The 23,650-nt window shown below is 61.9% G+C and carries 18 protein-coding genes; 8 read left to right on the top strand and 10 right to left on the bottom strand.

Going from position 1 to position 23,650, the window contains the following annotated elements:
• Window positions 1-7 precede the first annotated feature (7 nt).
• Genes WLQ66_RS10945 through WLQ66_RS10955 form a run of 3 tightly spaced genes read right to left on the bottom strand, consistent with a single transcriptional unit; the run spans window position 8 to window position 4,829 of the window.
• Complete coding sequence (locus tag WLQ66_RS10945; protein ID WP_340546407.1) at window positions 8-2,902, bottom strand: DUF4159 domain-containing protein; 2,895 nt, start codon at window positions 2,900-2,902, stop codon at window positions 8-10.
• Complete coding sequence (locus WLQ66_RS10950; protein ID WP_374015462.1) at window positions 2,899-3,825, bottom strand: DUF58 domain-containing protein; 927 nt, start codon at window positions 3,823-3,825, stop codon at window positions 2,899-2,901. Before WLQ66_RS10950 ends, WLQ66_RS10945 begins: the two co-directional genes overlap by 4 nt.
• Entirely contained in the window at window positions 3,822-4,829 is a 1,008-nt protein-coding gene (locus WLQ66_RS10955; protein ID WP_340546408.1) for an AAA family ATPase, read from the bottom strand. The genes WLQ66_RS10950 and WLQ66_RS10955 overlap by 4 nt, the downstream gene beginning before the upstream one ends.
• Before the next feature lie 64 nt (window positions 4,830-4,893).
• Between WLQ66_RS10955 and WLQ66_RS10960 the strand changes: the two genes are divergently transcribed.
• From WLQ66_RS10960 to WLQ66_RS10970, 3 genes are all read left to right on the top strand, one after another.
• Entirely contained in the window at window positions 4,894-5,511 is a 618-nt protein-coding gene (locus WLQ66_RS10960; protein WP_340546409.1) for a DUF1285 domain-containing protein, read from the top strand.
• A 278-nt stretch (window positions 5,512-5,789) separates the two neighbouring features.
• Entirely contained in the window at window positions 5,790-6,542 is a 753-nt protein-coding gene (locus tag WLQ66_RS10965; protein WP_340546410.1) for a hydroxypyruvate isomerase family protein, read from the top strand.
• A gap of 152 nt (window positions 6,543-6,694) precedes the next feature.
• Window positions 6,695-6,967 carry a DUF2798 domain-containing protein gene (locus WLQ66_RS10970; protein ID WP_340546411.1) on the top strand — a complete coding sequence of 91 codons (273 nt, stop codon included), beginning with the start codon at window positions 6,695-6,697 and terminating at the stop codon, window positions 6,965-6,967.
• Window positions 6,968-7,170: 203 nt separating this feature from the next.
• Here the strand turns inward: WLQ66_RS10970 and polA are convergent, their stop codons facing one another.
• The 3 genes from polA to WLQ66_RS10985 all read right to left on the bottom strand — a co-directional run bounded on the left by polA (window position 7,171) and on the right by WLQ66_RS10985 (window position 12,525).
• Entirely contained in the window at window positions 7,171-9,984 is a 2,814-nt protein-coding gene (polA, locus tag WLQ66_RS10975) for a DNA polymerase I (protein ID WP_340546412.1), read from the bottom strand.
• A gap of 97 nt (window positions 9,985-10,081) precedes the next feature.
• Complete coding sequence (locus WLQ66_RS10980; protein WP_340546413.1) at window positions 10,082-12,133, bottom strand: bifunctional diguanylate cyclase/phosphodiesterase; 2,052 nt, start codon at window positions 12,131-12,133, stop codon at window positions 10,082-10,084.
• A 209-nt stretch (window positions 12,134-12,342) separates the two neighbouring features.
• A complete protein-coding gene (locus WLQ66_RS10985; RefSeq protein WP_340546414.1) occupies window positions 12,343-12,525 on the bottom strand; it encodes a zinc-finger domain-containing protein in 183 nt (60 codons plus the stop codon).
• A gap of 71 nt (window positions 12,526-12,596) precedes the next feature.
• Between WLQ66_RS10985 and WLQ66_RS10990 the strand changes: the two genes are divergently transcribed.
• Complete coding sequence (locus WLQ66_RS10990; RefSeq protein WP_340546415.1) at window positions 12,597-13,529, top strand: ATP-binding cassette domain-containing protein; 933 nt, start codon at window positions 12,597-12,599, stop codon at window positions 13,527-13,529.
• 88 nt (window positions 13,530-13,617) lie between these two features.
• Here WLQ66_RS10990 and WLQ66_RS10995 read toward each other — a convergent pair whose 3' ends face one another.
• From WLQ66_RS10995 to WLQ66_RS11005, 3 genes are all read right to left on the bottom strand, one after another.
• Window positions 13,618-13,995, bottom strand: coding sequence for a hypothetical protein (locus WLQ66_RS10995; RefSeq protein ID WP_340546416.1), 378 nt, complete (start codon window positions 13,993-13,995; stop codon window positions 13,618-13,620).
• Between the two features lie 21 nt (window positions 13,996-14,016).
• Window positions 14,017-14,778, bottom strand: coding sequence for a DUF6478 family protein (locus tag WLQ66_RS11000; RefSeq protein WP_340546417.1), 762 nt, complete (start codon window positions 14,776-14,778; stop codon window positions 14,017-14,019).
• Between the two features lie 189 nt (window positions 14,779-14,967).
• Window positions 14,968-15,603 carry a hypothetical protein gene (locus tag WLQ66_RS11005; protein WP_340546418.1) on the bottom strand — a complete coding sequence of 212 codons (636 nt, stop codon included), beginning with the start codon at window positions 15,601-15,603 and terminating at the stop codon, window positions 14,968-14,970.
• Window positions 15,604-15,959: 356 nt separating this feature from the next.
• Between WLQ66_RS11005 and WLQ66_RS11010 the strand changes: the two genes are divergently transcribed.
• From WLQ66_RS11010 to WLQ66_RS11025, 4 genes are all read left to right on the top strand, one after another.
• Entirely contained in the window at window positions 15,960-19,088 is a 3,129-nt protein-coding gene (locus WLQ66_RS11010; RefSeq protein ID WP_340546419.1) for an ABC transporter transmembrane domain-containing protein, read from the top strand.
• Complete coding sequence (locus WLQ66_RS11015; protein ID WP_340546420.1) at window positions 19,078-19,998, top strand: CPBP family intramembrane glutamic endopeptidase; 921 nt, start codon at window positions 19,078-19,080, stop codon at window positions 19,996-19,998. The genes WLQ66_RS11010 and WLQ66_RS11015 overlap by 11 nt, the downstream gene beginning before the upstream one ends.
• Before the next feature lie 62 nt (window positions 19,999-20,060).
• Window positions 20,061-21,005, top strand: coding sequence for an acetyl-CoA carboxylase, carboxyltransferase subunit beta (gene accD, locus WLQ66_RS11020; protein ID WP_340546421.1), 945 nt, complete (start codon window positions 20,061-20,063; stop codon window positions 21,003-21,005).
• A gap of 91 nt (window positions 21,006-21,096) precedes the next feature.
• Window positions 21,097-22,365 (top strand): bifunctional folylpolyglutamate synthase/dihydrofolate synthase, encoded by a 1,269-nt coding sequence (locus tag WLQ66_RS11025; protein ID WP_340546422.1) that lies wholly within the window; start codon window positions 21,097-21,099, stop codon window positions 22,363-22,365.
• A 115-nt stretch (window positions 22,366-22,480) separates the two neighbouring features.
• Here WLQ66_RS11025 and zapE read toward each other — a convergent pair whose 3' ends face one another.
• Window positions 22,481-23,551 carry a cell division protein ZapE gene (gene zapE, locus WLQ66_RS11030; protein WP_340546423.1) on the bottom strand — a complete coding sequence of 357 codons (1,071 nt, stop codon included), beginning with the start codon at window positions 23,549-23,551 and terminating at the stop codon, window positions 22,481-22,483.
• Window positions 23,552-23,650 lie beyond the last annotated feature (99 nt).

Here is a 23,650-nt window from a genome sequence, read left to right on the forward strand (position 1 = left end):
CCTCATGTCATTGCCCCAGCCGATCGAGCAGGGCGGGGACATGCACCTGATCGGATTTGTAGTTGCCAGTGAGTACATGCATGACCAGATTGACCCCAAAGCGGTAGGCCAATTCGCGCTGACGCTCGCCGGTATAGCCGCGCCCCACTGGCAGCAGAGGGCGGCCGTTGTCATCCACGGCCCAGGCGGAGGCCCAGTCGTTGCCGCCGATGACAACCGGTGTGACACCATCATTTAGGTTGCGGAAGGGGATGCCTTCCACCTGCTGGGCATCGGCGGGCGCGGCTTCGACCCAGAGCGTGCCGCGGCTGTGGCGTCCGGGGAAATCCTGTAGCAGATAGAAGGCGCGGGTCAGCACATGGTCTGCGGGCAGCGGTTCGAGTGGCGGCACGTCCAGCCGCAGGGCCAGTTGTTGCAGGCGCCGCCCTGCCGGGCTGCTGGCTCCGGCGCGGGTCAGGTCGGCGTCGCGGGTGTCAAAGAGGATCATCCCGCCGGTGCGCAGATAGGTGTTGAGCCGGTCGTAGGCCGCACCCGAGGGCAGCGGCTGATTGGCGGTCACCGGCCAGTAGAGCAGCGGGTAGAACGCCAGCTCGTCGCGCTCCAGATCAACGCCGGCGGGGGGAGAGGGTTCAACCGATGTGCGGAACCGCAATGTGTTGGACAGCCCTTGCAAGCCGTCGCGCGCCAGCTGGTCAATCTGCGGGTTGCCGGTCAGCACATGGGCCAGCGTCAGCTCGGCCGCGCGGTCTGCGGCGAGGGCGTCTGCTGCGGGATCGGATGCGTCGGACCGGGCCGCGCTGTCGGTTTGCTCGATCACCAAGGCGTTGCCCTGGGCGTGGCTGCGCAGGTCGCTGCCGGAGCCGGTGGCCCAGATACAGGTGGCGAGGACCAGGGCCGATGCGAGGTTTTGCGCCTTGGGTGCGGTCGGTCGTGTCCGACGCATCAGTAATCCCGACAGCAGCAGCGCGGCGATTACGTCGAGCGCCAGCAACAGCAGGGAGAGGCTGATCAGGATGCCGCCAAGCGGGCGCTCCGGCGTGCCACCATAGCCAAGGATTGGCAGCCCGACGGGCCAGCCAATTGGCGTCAGCTGATCCTCGGCCCGCATGACATTGCGGGCAATCCGCCGATCCCCGTTCTGGTACAGGCCGGGTTGCAGGCCGGGGCCGGTCAGGGCGGCAATCAGATCAGGCCCTGCGACACCGGGCAGGGCATCGGCATCCGAAAGGTCACCAAAGCCATCGAGCACCTGAAGCGGCGCCCATGTGGTGCCCTCCAGATCCGTAGCCTCGGCCGGTTTGGCACCGGAGGAAACCGCCAGCCGCTCCATCATCTGCACAAATAGGCCCGAGAGCGGCAAGGTGCTCCATTCCGCATTGGCGGTGACATGGAAGAGCACGATCTGACCATTGCCGAGCGGTTTGCGTGTCACCAGCGGCGTCCCATCGGAGAGTTCCGCAATCACCCGCTCCGCAAGGCTGGGATCGGGTTGTGCGACCACCTGTGAACTGACGGTGACGTCCTCGGGGATGGTCAGCCCGAAGAAAGGAGAGCCTTCGGCAAAGGTGGCCAGCGTCTTGGGCTCGCCCCAGCTCATGGCGCCGCCAATGCTGCGGCCTCCGATCCGCAGGCGCACCGGCAGCAGCGGCTCTTCGTCGGTGCGGGCGGTATCGCTGGCGGCCAGCCGGGGACCGGCAAACCGCAGGAGCAATCCGCCTTCGTTGACCCAGTCCACCACCGCTGCCTCCTGATCGGGGGGCAGACGTGCGGTATCGGCCAGGACGATCACATCCGGGTTGGCAGGCAAGAGATCGTTCAGCCCGCCTTCCAGCAGGTCTGCGTTTGGCGCCAGCGCCTTGCGCAGATAGTGCAGGGGCGACAGCAGGGCGAGGCCTTCGTTGCCGCTCTGGCTGGAGATCAGCGCCACCTCGCGGCGGCGCAGACCGTCATCGGTAAGCGATATAGCCCCTGCGCTGCGGTGACCCTGCAGTTCGAAGAGCCGGATACGTGCGCGCAGCTCAGCGGGCAGGGACAGGCGGGCGGTGGCCTCAAGCCCGTTGGCGGCAGCGGTATCTGTATCGGCAAAATCCACCGTCGCCGCGCCCAGAGTCCGCATGGTGCCGCCCGGATCCGGCCCACGGGCAAGCACGGTGACGGTCTGGTCACTGCCGGGGGTGATCTGGGTGTGGTTGCGAGTGACCGTGATTTCCATAGCGCCGTCGACATAGACCACCGGACGCAGGGCCAGCCTTGGGGTGGGATGTTGATAGACGGTCAACTCGCCGCGCTGGCGCAGCGTCGCCATCAACGCATCGCGACCCGGATAGTCCAAGCCGTCACTGAACCACAGGCTGTCAAAGCCCCCGTCAACTGCTGCTATCTGCGCCTGTGCCGTCGTGAGCTGGTCTTGCGAGGGTTGCCAGGCCTGTGGCGTTTCGCCGATCAGCTGTCGGCGCCAGCTGACTGCGCTTTGGAATTGCGGGGGCTGCGGTGCGGTGAGCCGCAGTACGGCTACGGGTCGATTGGCGCGTCCAGCCTCGGCCAGGAGGCGGTCGATCTCCTCGCGGGTGCGCTCCCATTCCGGGGCGCCGGCCCAGCTGCCATCAAGCACCACCAGCAGCGGGCCGCGGCCCGAGGGTGCGGTGCTTGGGTTGAGCACAGGCCCGGCCAGACCAACGATGGCCGCTGCCACCGCCATCAGCCGCAGTAAGAGCAGCCACCAGGGGGTCCGATCCGAAAGACTGTCATCGTCGCGCAACCCCAGCAGCAGTGTGACCGCCGGAAACAGGCGCTTGCGCGGGGCAGGCGGGACTGCCCGCAGAAGCAGCCAGAGCAACGGCAGTGCCAGGAGTGCCAGAAGCAACCAGGGGGCCGTGAAGCCGATGCCCGCAATCGTTGTCATGTGCCGGATCTTTCCATGGCATGGTACAGCCACATCAGGGCCGCCTGTGCGCTGTCGCCGGTGTGATGGGTGCCGAGGCGCCAGCCTGCCACGCGGCAGAGGTGTTCCAACGCGTCGCGCCGTTCGGCCAGGCGATCAAGGTAGCGTTGCCTAAGCGCGCCTGCCTTCAGGGTTTCGTGCCGCAGACCGCCGCCGATGCTTTCGAATATCGTGCGCCCGTCAAAGGGGAACTCCTCCTCTGCCGGATCAAGCACCTGCATCAGCACGCCGTGCACGCCGCGATCGGCGGCCTTGGCCAGCGCCTGTTCCAGTGGCGCGAAGGGGCCCAGAAAATCCGACAGGAACAGAACCCGCGCGTTGGGTTGCATGGCGCGATCTTCCGGCGGGGCATAATCTGTGGCGTCGTCCCTGCTCAGATACTCGGCCAGTCGCAGGATCTGGGCATTGCCGCGCCGGGGTGGCAGATGCCCACCGGTCAGACCGACCCGTTCGCCGCCACGTAGCATCATCACCGACGTCGCCAGCCCCAATAGCCGCGCCCGGTCAGTTTTCTGCGGCAGGGCACTGCCGGAGGCAAAGCGCATCGACGCCCCCTGATCGACCCAGAGATGCACCGTCTGCGCAATCTGCCATTCCCGCTCGCGTACGAATTGCTGATCGCCCTTGGCCGAGCGCCGGTGGTCGATCATGCGGCGGCTGTCACCGGCCTGAACCGGGCGATATTGCCAGAAATCATCGCCCAGCCCGGCACGGCGGCGACCGTGTTCGCCAATCAGCACAGATCCGGCCAGTTGTTGCGCCTGCACCAGGAGCGGCGGAAATCGGCTGGCGGCACTTTCGGCGCGGTGGCGCAGATCCGCCGCTGCCGGCTGGAGCGCGCTGCCGGTCGGCCGGGCTGGCTGAAGGGCGCGCGGCTGTGTCACGCGGCGACACCGGGCCGGGCCATCGCCTCGGCTGTGCTTGTGATAAGAGCGCTCAGGTTCTCGCCACGGGCACGCGCGGCGAAGTTCAGCGCCATCCGGTGGCTGAGTACGGGCTGGGCCATATCCAGCACGTCGTCGGCATTGGGAGCGAGGCGCCCCTCGAGCAGGGCGCGGGCGCGCACCGCCAGCATCAGCGCCTGAGCAGCCCGTGGTCCGGGCCCCCAGGCAACGGTTTGCTGCACCTGTTCGGAGGCCGCCGGATCATCCGGGCGGAAGGCGCGCACGAGATCGAGAATCAGTTCGACCACGCCGTCACCGACGGGCATCCGGCGCAGCAGGGTCTGCGCGGCCATAAGTTCATCGGCGGTGAAGACCTGATAGGCGCTGCCTTCCTCAACCCCGGTTGTGGCCAGCAGGATATCGCGTTCGGTCTGCCGCGTCGGATAGGGGACATCAATCTGGAACAGGAAACGGTCCAGCTGGGCTTCGGGCAGCGGATAGGTGCCCTCCTGTTCGATGGGGTTCTGGGTGGCCAGCACGTGGAAGGGCATCCCCAGCGGTCGGTCGGCGCCCGCCACGGTCACCATACGCTCCTGCATCGCCTGCAACAGTGCCGATTGTGTTCGTGGGCTGGCGCGGTTGATCTCATCGGCCATCAGCAGCTGGCAGAACACCGGCCCCGGCACAAAGCGAAAGGCGCGGCTGCCGTCGCTGGCGGTGTCCAGGACCTCGGAGCCCAGAATATCGGCAGGCATCAGGTCCGGGGTGAACTGCACCCGGTTGCCGGCCAGCCCCATAACGGTGGACAGGGTTTCGACCAGCCGGGTCTTGCCCAGCCCGGGCAGGCCGATTAACAGCCCATGGCCACCGCACAGCAGCGTGCTCAGAGTGAGATCAACCACTCTTTCCTGACCGATAAAGCGCCGGGTGATAGAGGATCTGGCCTGTGTCAGCTTTTCTTCAAGCGCTTCAATCTCGGCCAGCAGATCGTCGGGTTCGGACATGACTTTCCCTTCACGGCGAATATATAGTGTTACTGTATCGCGTTGAGAGAAAATGGCAAAAGCAATGAGCGGACAAAATCCCGTGAGTTCCGGCAGCAAATCCCCTGAAACAGGATCAGAACCGCCCAGTGCCGAGGGGCTGGCGGCCGCTGCCAAGACGGCGAGCAAAGGCGGGTTGCCGCCGGTACATCTGTGGAATCCGCCGTTTTGCGGCGATCTGGACATGCGGATCGCCCGTGATGGCACCTGGTTCTACCTTGGCACGCCGATTGGCCGGTTTGAACTGGTGAAGCTGTTTTCCTCCATTCTGAAGCTGGAAGACGGCAAATACTTTCTGGTGACCCCGGTCGAGAAAGTGGGCATCACGGTCGAGGATGCGCCTTTCGTTGCGGTGGATTTCGAGGTCGAGGGCGACGGCGCCGCGCAGATTCTGCGGTTCGAGACACATGTCGGCGACAGGGTCGAAGCCGGGCCTGCGCATAAGATCCGTGTGGTAAGAGACGATGCAACCGGCGAGCCCTCGCCCTATGTGATGGTGCGTGCCGGGCTGGAGGCCTTGATTGATCGCAAGAGCTTTTATCGGCTGGTCGAGCTGGGATGCCACCGAGACGGCTGGTTCGGGCTGTGGTCGGGCGGCGAGTTTTTTGGGATGATCCCGTCGGCTGATTTGCCGGAGGGCTGACCACGCCGCATCCGACCCGGCGCTCGTCGGCAGGGGTTTGCCGGTGGCAAAGGGCAGCGGCAGGAAGTCGCTGACCCGCTTGAGTATATTGTTAAATTACCGAAAATTCTTGTGAAAACCCGCTCAAAATCGGCGGAGATATGGGGCAGATTGGGGGCGTGCAAAAACGGGCCGATCAATGGCGCAACCGGCGGGGGCCGGGACGAGCCTTTGGTGACTTTTGCCCGGAGCATGTCTGTTTGGCCGCCAATCGGGGGTGGCTCCAAAGGAGGTTTTCGATGCCGAAGTTTGCGGCCAATATTTCATTGCTGTTTGCCGAATTGCCCTATCTGGATCGTTTTCCGGCGGCGGCGCGGGCCGGATTTGAGGCGGTGGAAATCCTGTTTCCCTATGAGCTGGCTGCGAAGGAAACCCAGCGCGCCCTGCTGGCCAATGGTCTGGAACTGCTGCTGATCAATGCGCCGCCGCCAAATTATACCGGCGGGATGCCGGGCTATGCCGCGCTGCCGATGGGGTCGGATCGCTTTCAGCGCGATATTCGGCGGGTGCTGCGCTATGCGGAGGTGTTGCGGCCCGGAATGATCCACATCATGGCCGGCTACGCAAAAGGGGATGTCGCCAAGGAAACGCTGATCCGCAATCTGCAATGGGCGGCCGACTATGCGCCGGGCCAGCAGTTCACCATCGAGCCGCTGAACAGCGGTGATCAGCCGGGGTATTTTCTGGATGACTACAATCTCGCCGTAGAGGTGCTGGAGGCGGTGGATCGCAAGAACGTGGGACTGCAATACGACGCCTACCATGCGCAGTTGATCCACGGCGATGCGGTGAAGGTCTGGGAGGCCTTTGGTAACCGGGCTGTCCATGTACAGATCGGTGCGGCGCCGGGGCGTTGCGAACCGGGAACCGGGCCAGTCGATTTTGAGCAGCTGTTCGCGGCCATCGACGAGAGCGGCTATGGTGGTTGGGTCAGCGCGGAATACACCCCCAGTACCAAGCGGACAGAGGACAGTCTGGCCTGGATGGGGTGAGAGCGGGCCGAACCCTGTGAGGGGGGCTGGCGGACCCTGAGGCTTGGGGAGGGCTGCGGCCAAACGTCCAGCGGGACAGAAATACATATTCGTGAATTGAAATATGACTGAGCGCTGGGCATAAGGCAGTAAGTCGTGATCTGGAGACCTCCATGCTGCCTGCGCGTTTTGCCCCCATCCTATTTGGTCTGATTCTGTCGGGTATCATGTCGTGTATCGTCACCGGGGTGGCCACGCTGAAGGCGGTGGGCCTGAGTTCCGAAGCGCCGGGACTTTGGATGGCTGCCTGGAGTTTTGGCTGGCCGGTGGCCTTTGGCGTGGTGCTGGTTGTTGCACCCGCCGTGCGCCGCATGGTGGCATGGATGGTGAAGCCGCCGCAGGAAGCCAGCAAGGGTACGGTTTCCTCTCCCCGGCAGGATCGCTGAGCGAAGCCCCTCCGACAATGTCCTGACCGAGCAAGCGCCCCCGCCCGTCATCACAGCATCATGGATGCTATTCTTCCCGTTGGGCCGGGCGCCATGCCTAAGGCATGGCGTGCCGCTGAAATGCGAGGCGGGCGTCCGATCCGATCCGCTTCGGTCAGGTTTTGAAAGCGGCCCGGATCTTTGGCATCAAGCCTCGGCCAAAGCTAGTGAGCTTCGGCCCAGTTCCGCCCTTTGCCTGCGTCCACTACCAGCTTCACGTCGAGATGCACGGCCGGATCTGCGGCGGTTTCCATCACCCTGCGCGCGGTTTCGATGGTGTCGTCGACAGCGGCCTCGGGCACTTCGAACAGCAATTCGTCATGCACCTGTAGCAGCATCCGCGCGGGCAGATGGGCGATTGCGGCGGGCATACGGATCATGGCGCGGCGGATCACATCCGCAGCCGTGCCCTGTATCGGTGCATTGATCGCCGCGCGTTTGGCAAAACCTGCACGTGGTCCCTTGGCGGAGATTTCCGGAGTATGGATCTTGCGCCCGAACAGGGTCTGGACATGGCCGTGTTCCTTGGCAAAGGCGACGGTGTCATCCATGTAGCGGCGAATGCCGGGGAACCGCTCGAAATAGCGATCGATGAAGCCCTGCGCCTCGGCGCGCGGGATGCGCAGATTGCGGGCCAGACCAAAGCCGGAGATCCCGTAAATCACGCCAAAGTTGATAGCTTTGGCCTGACGGCGGATTTCGGGGGTCATTTCATTCAGCGGCACGTTGAACATCTCGGACGCGGTGAGCGCATGGATGTCCTGACCTTCAGCAAAGGCCTGCTTCAGCGTATCGATCCCGGCGACATGGGCCAGGATGCGCAATTCGATCTGGCTGTAGTCAAGCGACAGCAGGACATTGCCATCCTCGGGCACGAAGGCTTCGCGGATGCGGCGCCCTTCCTCGGACCGGACCGGGATATTCTGGAGGTTGGGATCGGTTGAGGCCAGGCGGCCAGTGTTGGCACCGGTCTGCACATAGGAGGTGTGCACGCGCCCGGTTTCCGCATTTATGTGATCCTGAAGCGCGTCGGTATAGGTCGATTTGAGCTTGCTCAGCTGGCGCCAATCCAGCACCAGACCAGGCAAGGCGTGTTCCGTCGCGAGATCCTCCAGGATATCGGCTCCGGTGGCATAGGCGCCGGTCTTGCCCTTTTTGCCGCCTTCCAGGCCGAGTTTGTCAAACAGGATTTCCCCCAGCTGCTTGGGGGATCCGACGTTGAATTCCTGGCCTGCCAACTGGTGAATTTCCGCCTCCAGCCCGGCCATTTTCTGCGCGAAGGCGTTCGACATGCGGGACAGCGTATCACGATCGACCTTGATGCCTTCGCGCTCCATCCGGGCGAGCACCGGCACCAGCGGGCGTTCCAGCGTTTCATAGACCGTGGTGACCGCTGACCGGTGCAATTGCGGTTTGAACAGCTGCCAGAGGCGCAGGGTGATATCGGCGTCTTCCGCGGCATAGGCGACCGCATCGGCAATGGGCACACGGTCGAAGGTGATCGCGGATTTTCCACTGCCCAGCAGCGGTTTGATCGGGATCGGCGTGTGGTTCAGGTAACGCTCTGACAGCGTGTCCATACCGTGCCCGTGCTGACCTGCGTGCATGGCATAAGACATCAGCATTGTATCGTCGATCGGCGCCACATCAATGCCACGGCGGGCAAAGATCTTGGCGTCATATTTCATGTTCTGGCCGATCTTGAGGATGCTGTCGTCCTCAAGCACCGGTTTCAGCAGATCGAGCGCCTCCTGCAAAGGCATCTGCCCCTCCGCCAGCTCGTCCGAGCCAAACAGATCGTCGCTATTGCCGGATTTATGGGTGAGCGGGATATAGCAGGCGGTCCCCGGCTCCACGCAGAGTGAAATGCCAACCAGATCCACCACCATTTCATCAAAGCCGGTGGTTTCCGTATCAACAGCGACCCAGCCGCGTTCGCGGATCCGGGCAATCCACTTCTTTAACGCCTCGGCATCGCGGACGCATTCATATGACGCGCTGTCAAACGGCAGGTCGGTTACGGTCGGAGCGTCCGTTGCCGCGGTATCTTTGGCCGGGGCGTCCGTGATTGTGGGTGGTTCCTTACCAAGCTGGTCCGCGATGCGTTTGGACAGGGTGCGGAATTCCATTTCGGCGAGGAAGGCCAGCAGGTGATCGGCGTCCGGATCGCGCACCTCTAGGTCATCCAGAGTGAAATCCAGCGTCATGTTGCTGTCCAGCTGAACCAGTCTCTTGGACAGTTCGATCTGCTCGCGATTTTCGATCAGGGTCTGTCGGCGCTTGGGTTGTTTGATCTCTTCGGCGCGGTCCAGCAGCTCTTCCAGGGAGCCGTATTCGTTGATCAGGAGTGCGGCGGTCTTGATCCCGATCCCGGGTGCGCCGGGCACATTGTCGACCGAGTCGCCCGCCAGCGCCTGCACGTCCACTACACGGTCCGGGCCAACCCCGAATTTCTCGACAACGCCATCGCTGTCGATCCGCCTGTTTTTCATCGCATCCAGCATTTCAACACCGCCACCGACGAGCTGCATCAGATCCTTGTCGGAGGAGATGATGGTCACGCGGCCACCGGCGTCGCGGGCCTGGCAGGCGAGGGTGGCGATGATGTCATCGGCCTCGAACCCCTCCTGTTCCTTGCAGGCGATGTTGAAGGCTTCGGTCGCGATGCGGGTCAATGGAATCTGCGGCCGCAGATCCTCGGGCATGGCCTCGCGGTTGGCTTTGTATTGATCATAGAGATCGTTGCGGAAGGTATGCGACCCCTTGTCAAAGATCACCGCAACATGGGTTGGTGCATCGGGACCACCATTGCCCTCAACATAGCGCTGAAGCATGTTGCAGAAACCGGCAACCGCCCCGATTGGCAGGCCGTCGGACTTGCGGGTGAGGGGCGGCAGCGCGTGGTATGCGCGGAAAATGAATGCCGATCCGTCGATCAGGTGCAGATGGCAGCCCTTGCCAAAAGATGCGGTGGTCATGGCCGATGCTCCGGGTGTTGCGCGTTGGCCCCCGTTATCGGTGATCAGCGGAGGGAGAGCAATTGCCCATTCTCGGCCTTTGTGATGTCGGCTGGCGTCAGGCTGTTTTTGCCTGTTTGTTCGCCTCGACGATCAGGCGCATTTCGTCCCGTGCCATTGGTCGGCCAAAGTAAAACCCCTGTACGGAGGCGCATTTCTCGGTGCGCAGGAACTGCAATTCATCCTCTACCTCGACACCCTCGGCCAGGACCGGGATATTGAGCGCAGCGCCCAGGAGCAGGGTGGATCGGACAATTGCCGCCCGTTGATCGTTTTTGTGGACGTCCTGTACGAAGCTGCGGTCGATCTTGATCTTGTCAAAGGGGAAGGTTTGCAGCATCGCGAGCGACGAGTAGCCGGTGCCAAAATCATCCATGGCGATCCGCAGGCCCATGTTTTTCAGCTGTTGCATGACCTTCAGGGTATGGACCTGATCGTCGATAATGCTGGCCTCGGTGATTTCCAGTTCCAGACGTTCAGCAGCAAGGCCGGTTTCCAGCAGGATGTCGGAGACATGTTCGACGAAAGAGGGCTGCATCAGCTGCTGTGGCGCCACGTTGACCGCGATGTTGAAATGCTCGGGCCAACCACTTGCCTCACGGCAGGCCGTGCGCAGAACCCAAAGGCCGATTTCGCGGATCAGCCCGGTTTCCTCGGCGATGGGAATGAAGGTGTCGGGGGGAATGCGGCCTTTTTCCGGGTGGTTCCAGCGCAGGAGAACCTCGAACCCGATGGGAGCGAGAGAGCGCAGATCGTTCTGCAGCTGATAGGCCAGTTCGAACTGATTGCCCGCGATGCAGGCCTGCCGCAGATCGTTGACCAGTTCCAGACGGTCGCGGTTGTGTTTTTCCATCTGCGCATTGAACAGGCATATGTGCCGGTCTGCGTCCGATTTGGCACGATACATGGCCACATCCGACTTGTGCAGCAGATCGCGCAGGTCGCGGCCGTCTTCCAGGCTGGTGGCAACACCGATGGCGACACCGACGATCGCCGATGTGTTGTCAAAATCCACCGGCTCGACGGTCAAGGCGTGCAGCCGCTCGGCAAAGGCCATGACCTGATCGACCCGGCGAAACCCTTGCTTTAGAGCGACAAATTCGTCGCCGCCGACGCGCGCGATATATTCATCTTTCTCCAGAACGCTATTCAGCCGGTCGGCCACGGTCATCAGAACAGCATCCCCGGCTGCGTGACCATAAAGATCGTTGATTTCCTTAAACAGATTGAGATCAAGGGTCAGCACGGCAACGCGTTCGGTCTCGTCGCGCGCCAGCAAGTCGGTCAGACTGGCCATCTTGCGCGTCAGGGACATCCGGTTGGGCAGTCCGGTCAGGGGATCGTGCAGGGCGGCGTGCTGCAGCTGGTCGCGGGCCTCGCTTTCGACGTTTGTTTCGATGCTGAGCGCCGCAAAGCCGATCACCAGGATGATCGTCATCGTACCCAGAACAAACAGGCCAAGTGTCGCATCCGAGATCACCTCGGGCGGGACGGAATACAGTGGGCTGAGCTGTACGGTGATGGCCGACATGCCGGTGAAGTGCATCGTACAGATCGTCAGCGTCATCAGGGCGACGGCAACAAGCCAATGCCGTCCGGTGTTGAACCGGGTGAGATACTGATAGGTCGCCATTCCGAACACCGTGCCCAGCAGAATGGAGGATATGAGCGGTGTGGTCTGCCAGACGATCTCTCCTGGCAGTAGATAGCCGCTCATCCCGAGATAATGCATGGTCGAGACGCTGAGGCCAAACATCGCACCGCTGGCCGCAACGCGGTGATTGGTCGAATGTGCAATGGCGTAGACACCGTTTGACATCAGCATACCGACAACGGCTGCACCCAGGGACAGTGCCGTGATCAGCGGATCATATCCGTGGACATATCCGGGATCAAAAGCAAGCATGGCGATGAAATGGGTGGTCCAGACGGTGCCGCCGCTGATCAGGCTGGTCAGCACCAGCTGGACGATTTTGCGATTACCGACGGTCTGACCGAGCCGCTGTGTCATCAGGACGGAAAGACAGGATCCGATGACGCAGACAAGCGCAGCCACGGTCACAAGGCCGAGGCTGTGTTCTTGCGTAATGCATTGAACGACGCTGTACATCACAGTCTCCGGTAGCAGCAGATATACCTTCTATCCTGTGCATCATCATCGTAAAGAATCCGCTACCGCGACCGGATCGACGCTGTCTTGATCACTAAAATTCGCCTCAACCTCGTCGCACTTTTCACGAGCTGGCGCAGGTGTTGGCTTAAACGCAAAACGCCGCCCGTTCCGGCGGCGTTTCCAATCTTGTGACTTTTTTCAGGCGGTTATGCCTGGTTCTGTGCTGCATCCTTATGGACAAACTTGCAGTCGCAATAGGGGCATTCGACAAAGCCTTCGGCTTCGGGGATTTGCAGGTAGACCCGCGGATGTCCCAGCGCACCTTCGCTGCCGTCGCAGGCGACGCGGTAGCTGTCCACGATCTTGGTTTCCGGCGCTTCGATGGTCATCTCTGGCGGTCCTCTTGGTTATCGTTTAGGGGCTTTTATGAGCCAAGGGAAAACCGGGGGCAAGAGCCGCGATGACAGAGGACGCAATCCGTATTGAAGGTTTGCAAAAAACCTACAAGGGCCGCAGGGGGCAACCCGCGAAAGCCGCGCTGAAAGGTGTGGATCTGAGCATTCCGCGTGGCTCTGTGTTTGGTCTTCTTGGTCCCAACGGTGCCGGCAAATCCACGATGATCAACATCCTGGCCGGGTTGGTTCTGAAAACCGCAGGCAAGGTCACGATCTGGGGCTTTGACCAGGATGAAAATCCGCGTCAGTCGCGGGCGGCTATCGGGGTGATGCCGCAGGAGCTGAATCTTGATCCGTTTTTCAGTCCACGTGGCGCCTTGGAAGTGCAGGCCGGGCTGTATGGTGTGCCAAAATCCGAGCGGCGCAGCGATGAGATCCTGCGTATGGTCGGGCTTGAGGACAAGGCACATGCCTATGCGCGAACCCTGTCCGGTGGAATGCAGCGGCGGCTGTTGCTGGGCAAGGCGCTGGTGCATCATCCGAATATTCTGGTGCTGGATGAGCCGACAGCAGGCGTGGATATCGAATTGCGCCAGATGCTGTGGGAGAACATCCGCAAGCTGAACGCGCAAGGCATGACAATCATCCTGACGACCCATTACCTCGAAGAGGCCGAGGAAATGTGTGATGAGATCGCAATCATCAACCAGGGCGAGCTGGTTGCCCGCGACACCACCGCAAATCTGCTGGGGCGTCTGGACGCCAAGGCGATGGTGGTGCATCCGGCGGCGGCGGTGACGGAACTGCCAGCCGGTAAGGGGATCACATCGGAGTTGCGCGGCGATGGGGCAGTGATCCTGCGCTATCATGGCAACGCAACCAGCGCCGAGGAGGTGCTCTCAGCGGTGCGCGCCGCAGGGATCTCCATCCGCGATGTGAAGACCGAGGAGGCGGATCTGGAAGACGTGTTCCTGGCGCTGACGACGTCGCGCAGCTGAGACGCGTATTAAAGCAGTCGCGCTGTTGGCTACAAGCATCGGGACCCGTGTTAGAGACGATAGGTTAGCCCAGCCCGGCGTGACGCGGTTATTGGGTTTCGACGCAGTGGCGGCGAAAGGCGCGTTTCAGCATGTCCAGTTCGGCGCGCAAAAGCTCGACCTCGACTCGCAGGTCATCGCCCGTGAGTTCACCGCAGATCAGGGTGAAATCGCCGAGTTTGACATCGCTCTTGAGGTCGTAGATCACAAAACTCTGCACCCCGTCGGCGATCGCTTCGGTTGGGATCGGGATTGTCAGCGACCATTCGCCTGCGGTGTCGCTTTCGGTCAGGGCAACATCGCGAACCGGGCGATCCAGGTGCCGGACCTCAATCAGCGGGGCGGAGGTGCTGTGACCGGACCCCGTGATCCGGCCTTCCCAGAGCCCCTCGCGAAAACGAATTTTGGTCAATGTCAGTTGGCTCATGTCCGGCCTTTCGAATGTGGGTTACAGGCTGGCGCGGCGACTACGCGACAGAGTGACATCGCGCAGGGTCACCTGGTTCATTTCCGGGGCTTCAAAGATCAGCTCCAGCCAAAGCCGCTCGACCCGTTTTTCGTTCAACTCAGCATAGGCTAGGTCGTATTCCACATGGGTGCGTTTGTCGCCCATCGGCAGTTCCCGCACCATCTGTTCGGTATTCGGGCCGTGTTTGATATTGAGCCGGGCAAAGATCTCGATCGGTTTTTCCGTCTCAAGCGTGCAGTCCACCCGCAGCAGATGGTCACGGTTCAGCCCTGCGGTGACGTCTTGCGGCAACTCGATGACCAGTGACAGGAACGAGCCGTCAAACCCGAACACATCCAGACGCACACCATAAGGGGCGAGGTCTTCCTCGCGGTTGTTGCGCAGCTGGCGCAGGGTGAGTTCGGAAACGGTGCAGTCGTGAAACAGCTCCACCTCTCCGCCGAGCCGTGTTTTGCTGGCGACGGCCGAGGCACCTGGAACCGGCAGCGGGCCACGCCACAGTTCGGGCCGCCAGCCCCAGTCGGTGCCGTGAGGGCGGGGAAAAGCGTTCGAGCCCACCTGCGGCAGCGCCAGCCGACCTTCGGCGATGTGAATGAGCCGGTCCAGATGCAAGCGCAGGGTTCGGGCGCGATTGCGTTGTTCCCTCAGACGGCTGAGGGGCATTTTCGACGCCTGCTGTGCCAGCCGACGCCAACGCCTGAGAACGCGCGCGAACAGCAGTTTTTCTATTGTCCTGCCCATTGGCTCAATATCCTGTCCTGCGAGTCATGCTTTTCGGCGATGCGGCAAAGCAGCAGCGTTTCATTGTTTTCTTCGACCCTAGCCAAAGCGGTGACCGCTGACAAACTCGGAAGCGGAAATCCGTTTGGATGGTTGGTGCTTGGCAGCTCCCGTCGCCGTGTCATCGCGCCCGCCGGTCTGGCGTGGATATCACCGGGTGATACCATCGGTAGCGGGATCAAGATCGGCAGTCACCGAGGCTTCGAGCGTTTTTGCGGTCAGTTCGTTCAGCAATTGTGCGCCGCGTCGACCAAGGTTGCGGCTGCCGCTGGGCGCGTAGAGCGCAACGGCCACCAGTTGGTCGTTCAGCACGAAGGCGCCGCGCCAGTGCACGGGGCTGGCGCCACGAGCGCGGTGGTCCGGCATGTTCAGCTTGACCAGCGGCAGCATCATGTCGTTGCGCTCAGCCACCAGCCGGGCGCCGGGTGCTGTCTTTAACAGATCAGCGCTGGTCAATGCCGCATCCGCTGGGCCAGCGGGTCCGACAGCGACGGTGATCAAGGCGCGGTTGCGACTGGCGGGGCCTGGACGCAGACTGGAACAGGGAACGACGATGGCAAACCCACCTTCGGCGCGATGGCCCGTCATGCGGGGATCGATGCAGAAGCCGGCTGGTGGCACCAGATGAATGGTGTCACTGGCAAAGCTCATCCGGGTGATATCCCCGGGCTGCGGCTCAGTCGTGGCCCCCACCAGCGAGAGACCTGAATCGGCGGTGCAGGCGGCCAGAGCGGCGGCGGCAAGCAGGGTCAGAGCACGCCGATACAGTCGGTGGCAGCCGGTCACCTGCAACGTCGTGCGTGCGCCATCGCAAAGCCACTGTGCAATCGCGGTAGAAAAGCAACAACCGGATAGCCGGGGTTGAGCGGACCGATACCCGTTTTCCGTTTGTGCCTCTGACTGCGCTCCATCAGAAATAGATACTATTTTTCCGTCGCTTATGATGGTCACGGTGGTCTCTGCCTGTCGTTGTCTTGCTCGATTCCGGAATAGTCCGGGGGCGCCTCTGTCGCAAGCAGCCCACGCAAAAGTCGGCCGGGTGTTGCCTTGTAATGTCAGGGGGCAGTGATTAGGGTCTGACCGCTGCAGAGCCAGCAGGCGATTTCGCGCTGACACCTTCCGACACGTAAGAGGAGCAGGGGATGCAATCCACCCTGTTTTCATTCATCTGGACCTATTCACGGCGCCAGCAGATAGGTCTGTTGGCGCTGACCATGGTCACATTCCCCTTTCTCTACGCTGCGTTGGAACTGCCCAAGCGGATCATCAATGACGCCATCGGCGCACCGATGGATCAGGTTGAGGTACTGGGCCAGGAGATTGGCCAGGTCGATTACCTGCTGCTGCTCTGTTTTGGGTTCCTTGCTGCGGTTCTGATCAGCGGGCTGCTGAAGATGCGTCTCAATACCATGAAGGGGGTTGTGGCGGAGCGACTGCTGCGACGTCTGCGCTATACGCTGATCAACCGGATGATGCGCTTTCCCACGCCCTATTTCCGCACCACGAGCCAGGGTGAACTTGTGTCGATGATCACCTCGGAGTCGGAGCCGATGGGCGGGCTGATGGGGGATGCCGTCGCCCAGCCGGTGTTCCAGGCCGGGCAGATGCTGACGATCGTCGTGTTCCTGTTCATGCAGAGTCTGTGGTTCGGTCTCGCGTCCATCGCATTGATCCCGCTACAGGCCTGGCTCATCCCGATGCTGCAACGGCAGATCAACCTGCTGAACAAGGATCGTATCCAGGAGGTGCGGGCTTTCTCGGCCGAGATCGGTGAAACGGCGGCCGGGATCAGCGATCTGCGGATCAATGGCGGACGACGCTACCGGCTGGCGCAGATTTCGACGCGTTTGGGGCGACTGTTCGATATTCGGCGACGCATCTACAGCAAGAAATACTTCATGAAGTTCCTCAACAACATGATCGGCCATCTGACGCCTTTTGTGTTCTATTCCGCCGGAGGGGTGCTGGCGATCCGCGGCGATATCACAGTGGGCGCTCTGGTGGCGGCGCTGGCAGCTTACAAGGACCTTTCCGCGCCGTGGCGGGAGTTGCTGACCTATTATAATCAGGTGCAGGACATGAGCCTGCGCTGGTCGATCATGACCGATCGTTTCTCGCCCAAGGGGATGATCCCGGAGACACTGATCGACGGTGTGCCCGCCGATATTCCCCATCTGCGCGGGGAGATTGAGCTGCGCAATGTTTCGGTGAAGGACGCCGATGGCAATATGGTGCTTGAAGATCTGTCGCTGACCATTCCCGCCGGGGGACGTGTCGCGATCCAGAGCGGCAGCGAGGCCGAACGCGCAGCTTTTGCCGCATTGCTGACGCGTGAGGTGATGCCGTTTCGAGGTACGGTGACCATTGCAGGCCATCGGCTGGATCAGCTGCACCAAGGCGTGATCGCGACGCGCGTCGGCTATGCCTATTCGCGGCCCTACCTATTTGACGGATCGCTCGGGGACAATGTGCTGATGCCGCTGCGTGATCAACCTCACATGCCAGCCCACACCGAGGCGCGCGGCAAAAACCGGGCGCTGACCGAAGCCTGCCGTGCGGGTAACAGCCCCGACCCGCTGACGGCGGATTGGATCAATCCGGCGCTGGCCGGGCTCGGATCGGAAAGCGAGCTGCGCGATTGGTGGTTCCAGCTGGTTGAGGCGATGGGCATTGATGAGCAGCTGTTTCGACGCACCCTGCACACGCGTTTTCAGATCGGACCGCATCTGGGGCTGGTCCAGCAGATCATCGGGCTGCGAGCTCTGGTTGCTGAACGGCTGGAGCGTGCCGGGCTGTCTGACGTCGTGCACCGTTTCGACCCCGACAGTTTCAACCCGGCGGTGCCGTTGGGCGGCAATATCCTGTTTGCCGCGCCCACGCGCGCCATCGCCCCGGAAGAGTTGATTGCCGAAGATGGGCCGATTATCAGTGCGCTGCGTGACAATGGCTTGCAGCAGGATGTGATCGCTTTTGGCCTCGGGGTTATGGAAACACTGCGGCAGACCTTTGGTCTGGCTGATACCGACCATCCGCTGTTCAAGCGGCTGGGGCTGGACGAGGCGCTCTATCAGCGTATCGCTGAGGTTGCCGACCGGCAGAAGACACTGGGTGTGCCGGGATTGCGGGAGGATGAGCGGGGTCTGCTTGCATCGGTTCCGTTTCTGATTTCCGAAGAGCAGATCGGCACCGCGTTCCCGGAACGCTTCAAGCAGCAGATCCTGACGATGCGGCGTGATATGGCGCAGACCCTGCAGGCGCAATTGGGCGATCTCTTTATTTCGATCTCGCCCGACGCCTATCTTCCGCGTCTCACCGTGTTGGAGAATCTTCTATACGGGCGGCTGTCGCTGGGCGCGGGAGCAAAGGCGAAACAGGTTGAGGATCTGGTCGCCGACGTGCTGGAGGAACACGGTCTGCGCAAGCGGCTGGCGCTTATTCTCTATGATCTGCCGGCAGGTCTGGGCGGCGCGGCGCTGGAGCCGGTGTTTCAGGAGCGCGCGGCCTTTACCCGTGCAGCGATCAAACGGCCGGATGTCCTGATCCTGGATCGCGCGCTGGCGAGTCATGACAGCGCCAGTCGGCTGAAATCACGCGAGCGCCTTGCTGAGCTGATGCCAAATACCACGATGCTGTTTCTGGAAGATCAATTCAATCACCCCGAACGCTATGATATTTTTGTTAAAATTCAGAACGGGCGCATCGACGGGGTGGAAGGCGGATTGACCGACCCGATGGAGAATGCCGCGCGAAACGACCTTGGCAAACGGCTGGAGCTTATTCAAAGCACAGATCTGTTCTCGAAACTGGATGCGCGGAACCAGCGTCTGTTGGCCTTCTCGGCGCGCTGGCATGATGTGGCCAAGGGCGATTACGTGTTCCGATTTGGAGAGAGCGGCGATGCGGTGTTTCTCTGTCTGACCGGTACAGCGGAACTGTACTGGCCCGATCGAACGCCGGAGACCACGCCGATTTCCCGGGTTGAGCCGGGGCGGTTGATCGGTGATCTGGCTGTTATCCTGCGCGACACACGGCAATTGGACCTGATTGCGGTGGAAGATTGCCGTTTTCTCAGGATTGGCGCCGAAGAGTACCGTGCCGTGATCGAGGCGGATGCGGGCGTGGCCGTGCAGCTGCTCGAAACGGTCTCACGGCATCTGGTGCAGGTTGCGGGTGTTGTCCGCGCGGCGGATCAGAATGTTGCAGGCAGCCAAGCACCGGCGGTGGCTGCGACCAGTACACTTGCGGAGGAGCATAGCGGCAATGTCCATTGATCCCACAATGGCGGCCTATGCTGCCCATGCGCAACTGGTCGATCCGGCCCGGCGCAGCCCGCAGATCTGGCGGCTGCTGCTTGGTATGCTGCTCGTGGCAGTACTCAGCTACGCGATGACCAATGTCGCTGTCCAGCTGCTGATTGCTGTCGCGCCGGGTGATTGGGTGAGTGATTTGCCGACCGGGGGCTCGCCTGTAGCCATGCTGGTGCTGCTGGGCAGCTTCTTACCCGTGACCGTGGCTGTTGCCTGCGTGCTGCGCCTGTTGCACCGACGCGGCCTGACCAGCCTGATCGGCCCGATACCGCAGACCTTGCGACAGTTCTGCAGGACCGGCGTTCGACTGATGGTCCTGATGATGGGGCTTGCCGTTCTGTGGTTGGTCCTGCCGGGCGGGCTGGACGGCGGTGTGATGTCGGATCTGGTGCCGAACCTGCCACCAGCGCAATGGCTGCTGTTGCTACCATTCGCGCTGATGGCGATATTCGTGCAGGTCAGCGCCGAGGAAATCCTGTTCCGGGGGTATCTCCAGCAGGCGCTTGCGGCGCGGTTTTCTCATCCGCTGGTCTGGCTTCTGGTGCCGTCGATCCTCTTTGCTGCTGGTCACTATGTGCCGGCCGATGCCGGGGTGAATGCGCCCTTCATTGCGCTCTGGGCGGGGGCGTTTGGACTGCTGATGGCGGATCTGACGGCCCGGGCGGGCACGTTGGGCCCCGCAATCGCAGTACATTTTGCCAATAATATCATTGCTATCCTCTTGTTCGGATCGCCCACCAGCCTGTCGGGATTGGCGCTATATCTGGTCCCGTTTGAGCTGTCGGATCCCGTTGTCATGCGGCAAATGCTCTGGCTGGATCTCGCGGTTGTGGGCTTCTGCTGGTTGGTTGCGCGGCTTGCCATCCGGCGCTGATTGCATTTAGACGCGCGGGGCCTTATTTGAAGGTCCAAACCGCCCCTACAAAGGCATGGCTTATGAACTGGATCACCAACTACGTCCGGCCGCGGATCAATTCGATCTTCTCGCGCCGCGAAGTTCCCGAGAACCTCTGGCGCAAATGCGACGAATGCGGCACCATGCTGTTTCACCGCGAGCTGAGCGACAATCTGAATGTCTGCAACAATTGCGGACACCACATGCACATCACGCCACGCGACCGGTTTCTGGCGCTGTTTGATGGCGGTGTCTTCACCGAAGTCAAAGTGCCTGAACCTCTGGCCGACCCGCTCAAGTTCCGTGATCAGAAACGTTATCCCGACCGGATGAAAGCGGCGCAGAAGAAGACCGCGGAGAAAGAGGCGATGCTGGTGGCTGCCGGTGAAATCGGCCGGACGCCGATCATCGCTGCGGCACAGGATTTCTCCTTCATGGGCGGCTCCATGGGCATGTTCGTAGGCAATGCGATCATCGCGGCCGCTCAGGAAGCCGTGAAGCTGAAACGCCCGCTGGTGCTATTCTCCGCCGCCGGAGGCGCACGCATGCAGGAGGGCATCCTGTCGCTGATGCAGATGCCGCGGACCACCGTTGCGGTGCAGATGCTGAAAGAGGCGGGCCTGCCCTATATCGTCGTGCTGACCCATCCGACGACCGGTGGTGTGACAGCCTCTTACGCGATGCTGGGGGATGTCCATATCTCCGAACCCAATGCGCTGATCTGTTTTGCTGGCCCCCGGGTGATCGAACAGACCATTCGCGAGAAACTGCCTGAGGGCTTTCAGCGCGCCGAATACCTTCTGGATCACGGCATGTTGGACCGGGTGACCCCGCGCACGGAGATGCGTGACGAGCTGATCACCATCACCCGCATGCTGCTGGGCCTGCCGCCGCAGATTGTCGGCGACCTGCCCGCCCCGGATGCGAGCGAACAGGCCGGGAACGACACCAAGGGTGCCGCAGATGCACCGGCCTCAGGCGGCTGATCCTGATAATCTCTGATGTTGCGGCCCGCTCGTTCTTCGGGTGGGCCGTTTGCATATCTTACCGCCTGTACCAACGCCAGTGAGCTGTAGAATGACCCAGACCTCCGACGCGATCCTTGCCCGTATGATGGCGCTGCACCCCAAGATCATCGACCTGACGCTGGACCGGGTCTGGCGGCTGCTGGAAGCGCTGGACAATCCGCAGGACAAGCTGCCGCCGGTGATCCATCTGGCGGGCACCAACGGCAAGGGCTCGACCCAGGCGATGATCCGGGCCGGGCTTGAGGGGATGGGAAAGAGCGTTCATGCCTATACCTCGCCGCATCTTGCGCGCTTTCATGAGCGGATCCGGCTGGCCGGAGAGCTGATCTCGGAACAGCATCTGACCGAGGTGCTGGACGAGTGCTATGCCAGGAACGGCGGCGAGAACATTACCTATTTCGAGATAACAACGGTGGCGGGGATTCTCGCCTTTTCCCGCAGGCCTGCCGACTACACGCTGCTGGAAGTGGGCCTGGGCGGGCGTCTGGATGCGACCAATGTGATCACCCCGGCGCTCAGCGTGATCACCCCGGTTTCGATTGACCATGAGCAGTTCCTGGGCAACACGCTGGCCAAGATCGCGGGCGAGAAAGCCGGCATCATCAAGCGCGGGGTACCGGTTGTGGTTGGCCCGCAGCCCGAGGAGGCCATGGAGGTGATCGAGGCCACCGCCGCCCGTCTTGGCGCGCCGCTGATCGCCTATGGCCAGCACTGGCATGTCTGGGAGGAGCGCAGGCGGCTGGTGTTTCAGGACGAGAACGGCCTGCTGGATTTGCCGCTTCCGGTCCTGCTTGGCGCGCATCAGGTCCAGAACGCCGGCGCCGCACTGGCGGCGCTGCGCCATCTGGGCGCCGATGAGGCGGCTTGCGAGGCGGCGATGGCGAACGCCGAATGGCCCGCCCGGATGCAACGGCTCAAAACCGGCCCGCTGATCGAGGCCGCGCCGGAGGTCGAACTCTGGCTGGACGGCGGTCATAACGCCGCGGCGGGCGTGGCGCTTGCGGATGTGCTGGCCAAACTGCCGGAGCGCCCAACGCATCTGATCTGCGGCATGCTGAACACTAAGGACGTGCGCGGCTACATGGCCCCGCTGGCCCCGCATGTTGCAAGCCTGACGGCGATTTCGATCCCCGATGAGGTGAACACGCTGAGCGCCGGGGAGACCGAAGTCGCGGCCAAATCCGTGGGTATCGAGGCCGGCACGGCAGACAGCACTATGGCAGCGCTGGAGGCGATTGTCGCCAAGGACCCGCAGGCACGAGTGCTGATCTGCGGCTCGCTCTATCTGGCCGGTCACATTCTGCGCGAAAACGGCTGACGACTGATGACTGACGGCGCCGGTGATCGGTGCCAGTGCTTCCCGTCATCTTTCCAAAAATACTCCGGGGGTGAGAAAGCCGTGCTTTCGAGGGGGCAGCGCCCCCTTGTTGCTCTCAGCCCTCGCGTCCCCAGTCCCGGTCCTGCATCTCACGCAGCCGGGAGGCTGTGCGCTCGAATTCAAATGTGCCTTCCCCCTCGACATAGAGCATTTCCGGCTCCGCAGCGGCTGAGCAGATGAGGCGCACCCCTGCCTCGTAAAGCGCATCAATCAGTGTCACAAAACGCTTGGCTTCATTGAAGTTGTTGCGGCTGAGACGGGGAATATCCTCAAGCACCAGAACCTTGACTACCTCGGCGATGGCCAGGTAGTCGCCGGGACCCAGCATTTTGCCGCAGAGATCATAAAATCCGGCCCGAGCGACACCGTTGCGGAAGGCAGGCAGCGTTACGTCTCGCCCCTTGACCTCCAGCGTCAGGGGAAGGGCCGGGCCGCCGGAGAGATCCTCCCAGATTTCGCGAATCTTGGCGTTTGCCTCGGCATTTACTGGCGAGAAATAGACCTGTGCCCCAGTCAGACGATCCTGACGATAATCGACCGGGCTGACCATTTCATGGACCTGCATCTGCTGCTTGATCAGGTCGATGAAGGGCAGGAACAGCTGCCGGTTCAACCCGTTCTTATAGAGATCATCCGGCACCCTGTTTGACGTTGTGATCACCGTTACACCAGCGGCGAACAGCGCCTCGAACAGGCGGCCGACAATCATTGCATCGGTGATATCGCTGATCTGCATCTCGTCGAAGGCCAGCAGCCGGACCGACTCCGCCACCTCTGCCGCAACGGGTGCCAGCGCGTCTTCGACCCCCTGCTGGCGCGCTTCGTGCATTTTGCCGTGGATTTCCTGCATGAAGGCGTGAAAGTGTACGCGCCGCGATGGAACGTCATCAAGGCTGTCGACAAACAGATCCATGAGCATCGACTTGCCCCGTCCAACCCCACCCCAGAGATAAAGGCCCTTCACCGCCTGATAGCTGGCCTTGCGAAAGAGGCCGCGTTTCACCGGCGGGGCTTTCAGGCCCGCGGCGATGCGGTCGAAATGGGGAAGCACGGCCTCCTGCGCAGGGTCGGGCTTCAACATGCCTGCGTCGATTTTCTGCTGATAAAGCGCGGTCAGATGGGTCATGTCGGAAGGGATAGCCTGAGGGCCTTCGGATGGAAAGATATCTCAGCCTATCGCGGTTTTGCAGCTGCAAGGACAGATGCGGGCGGTCGCGAAGTCTCT

The sequence above is a fragment of the Phaeobacter sp. A36a-5a genome, assembly GCF_037911135.1.
Lineage (GTDB): Bacteria > Pseudomonadota > Alphaproteobacteria > Rhodobacterales > Rhodobacteraceae > Phaeobacter > Phaeobacter bryozoorum.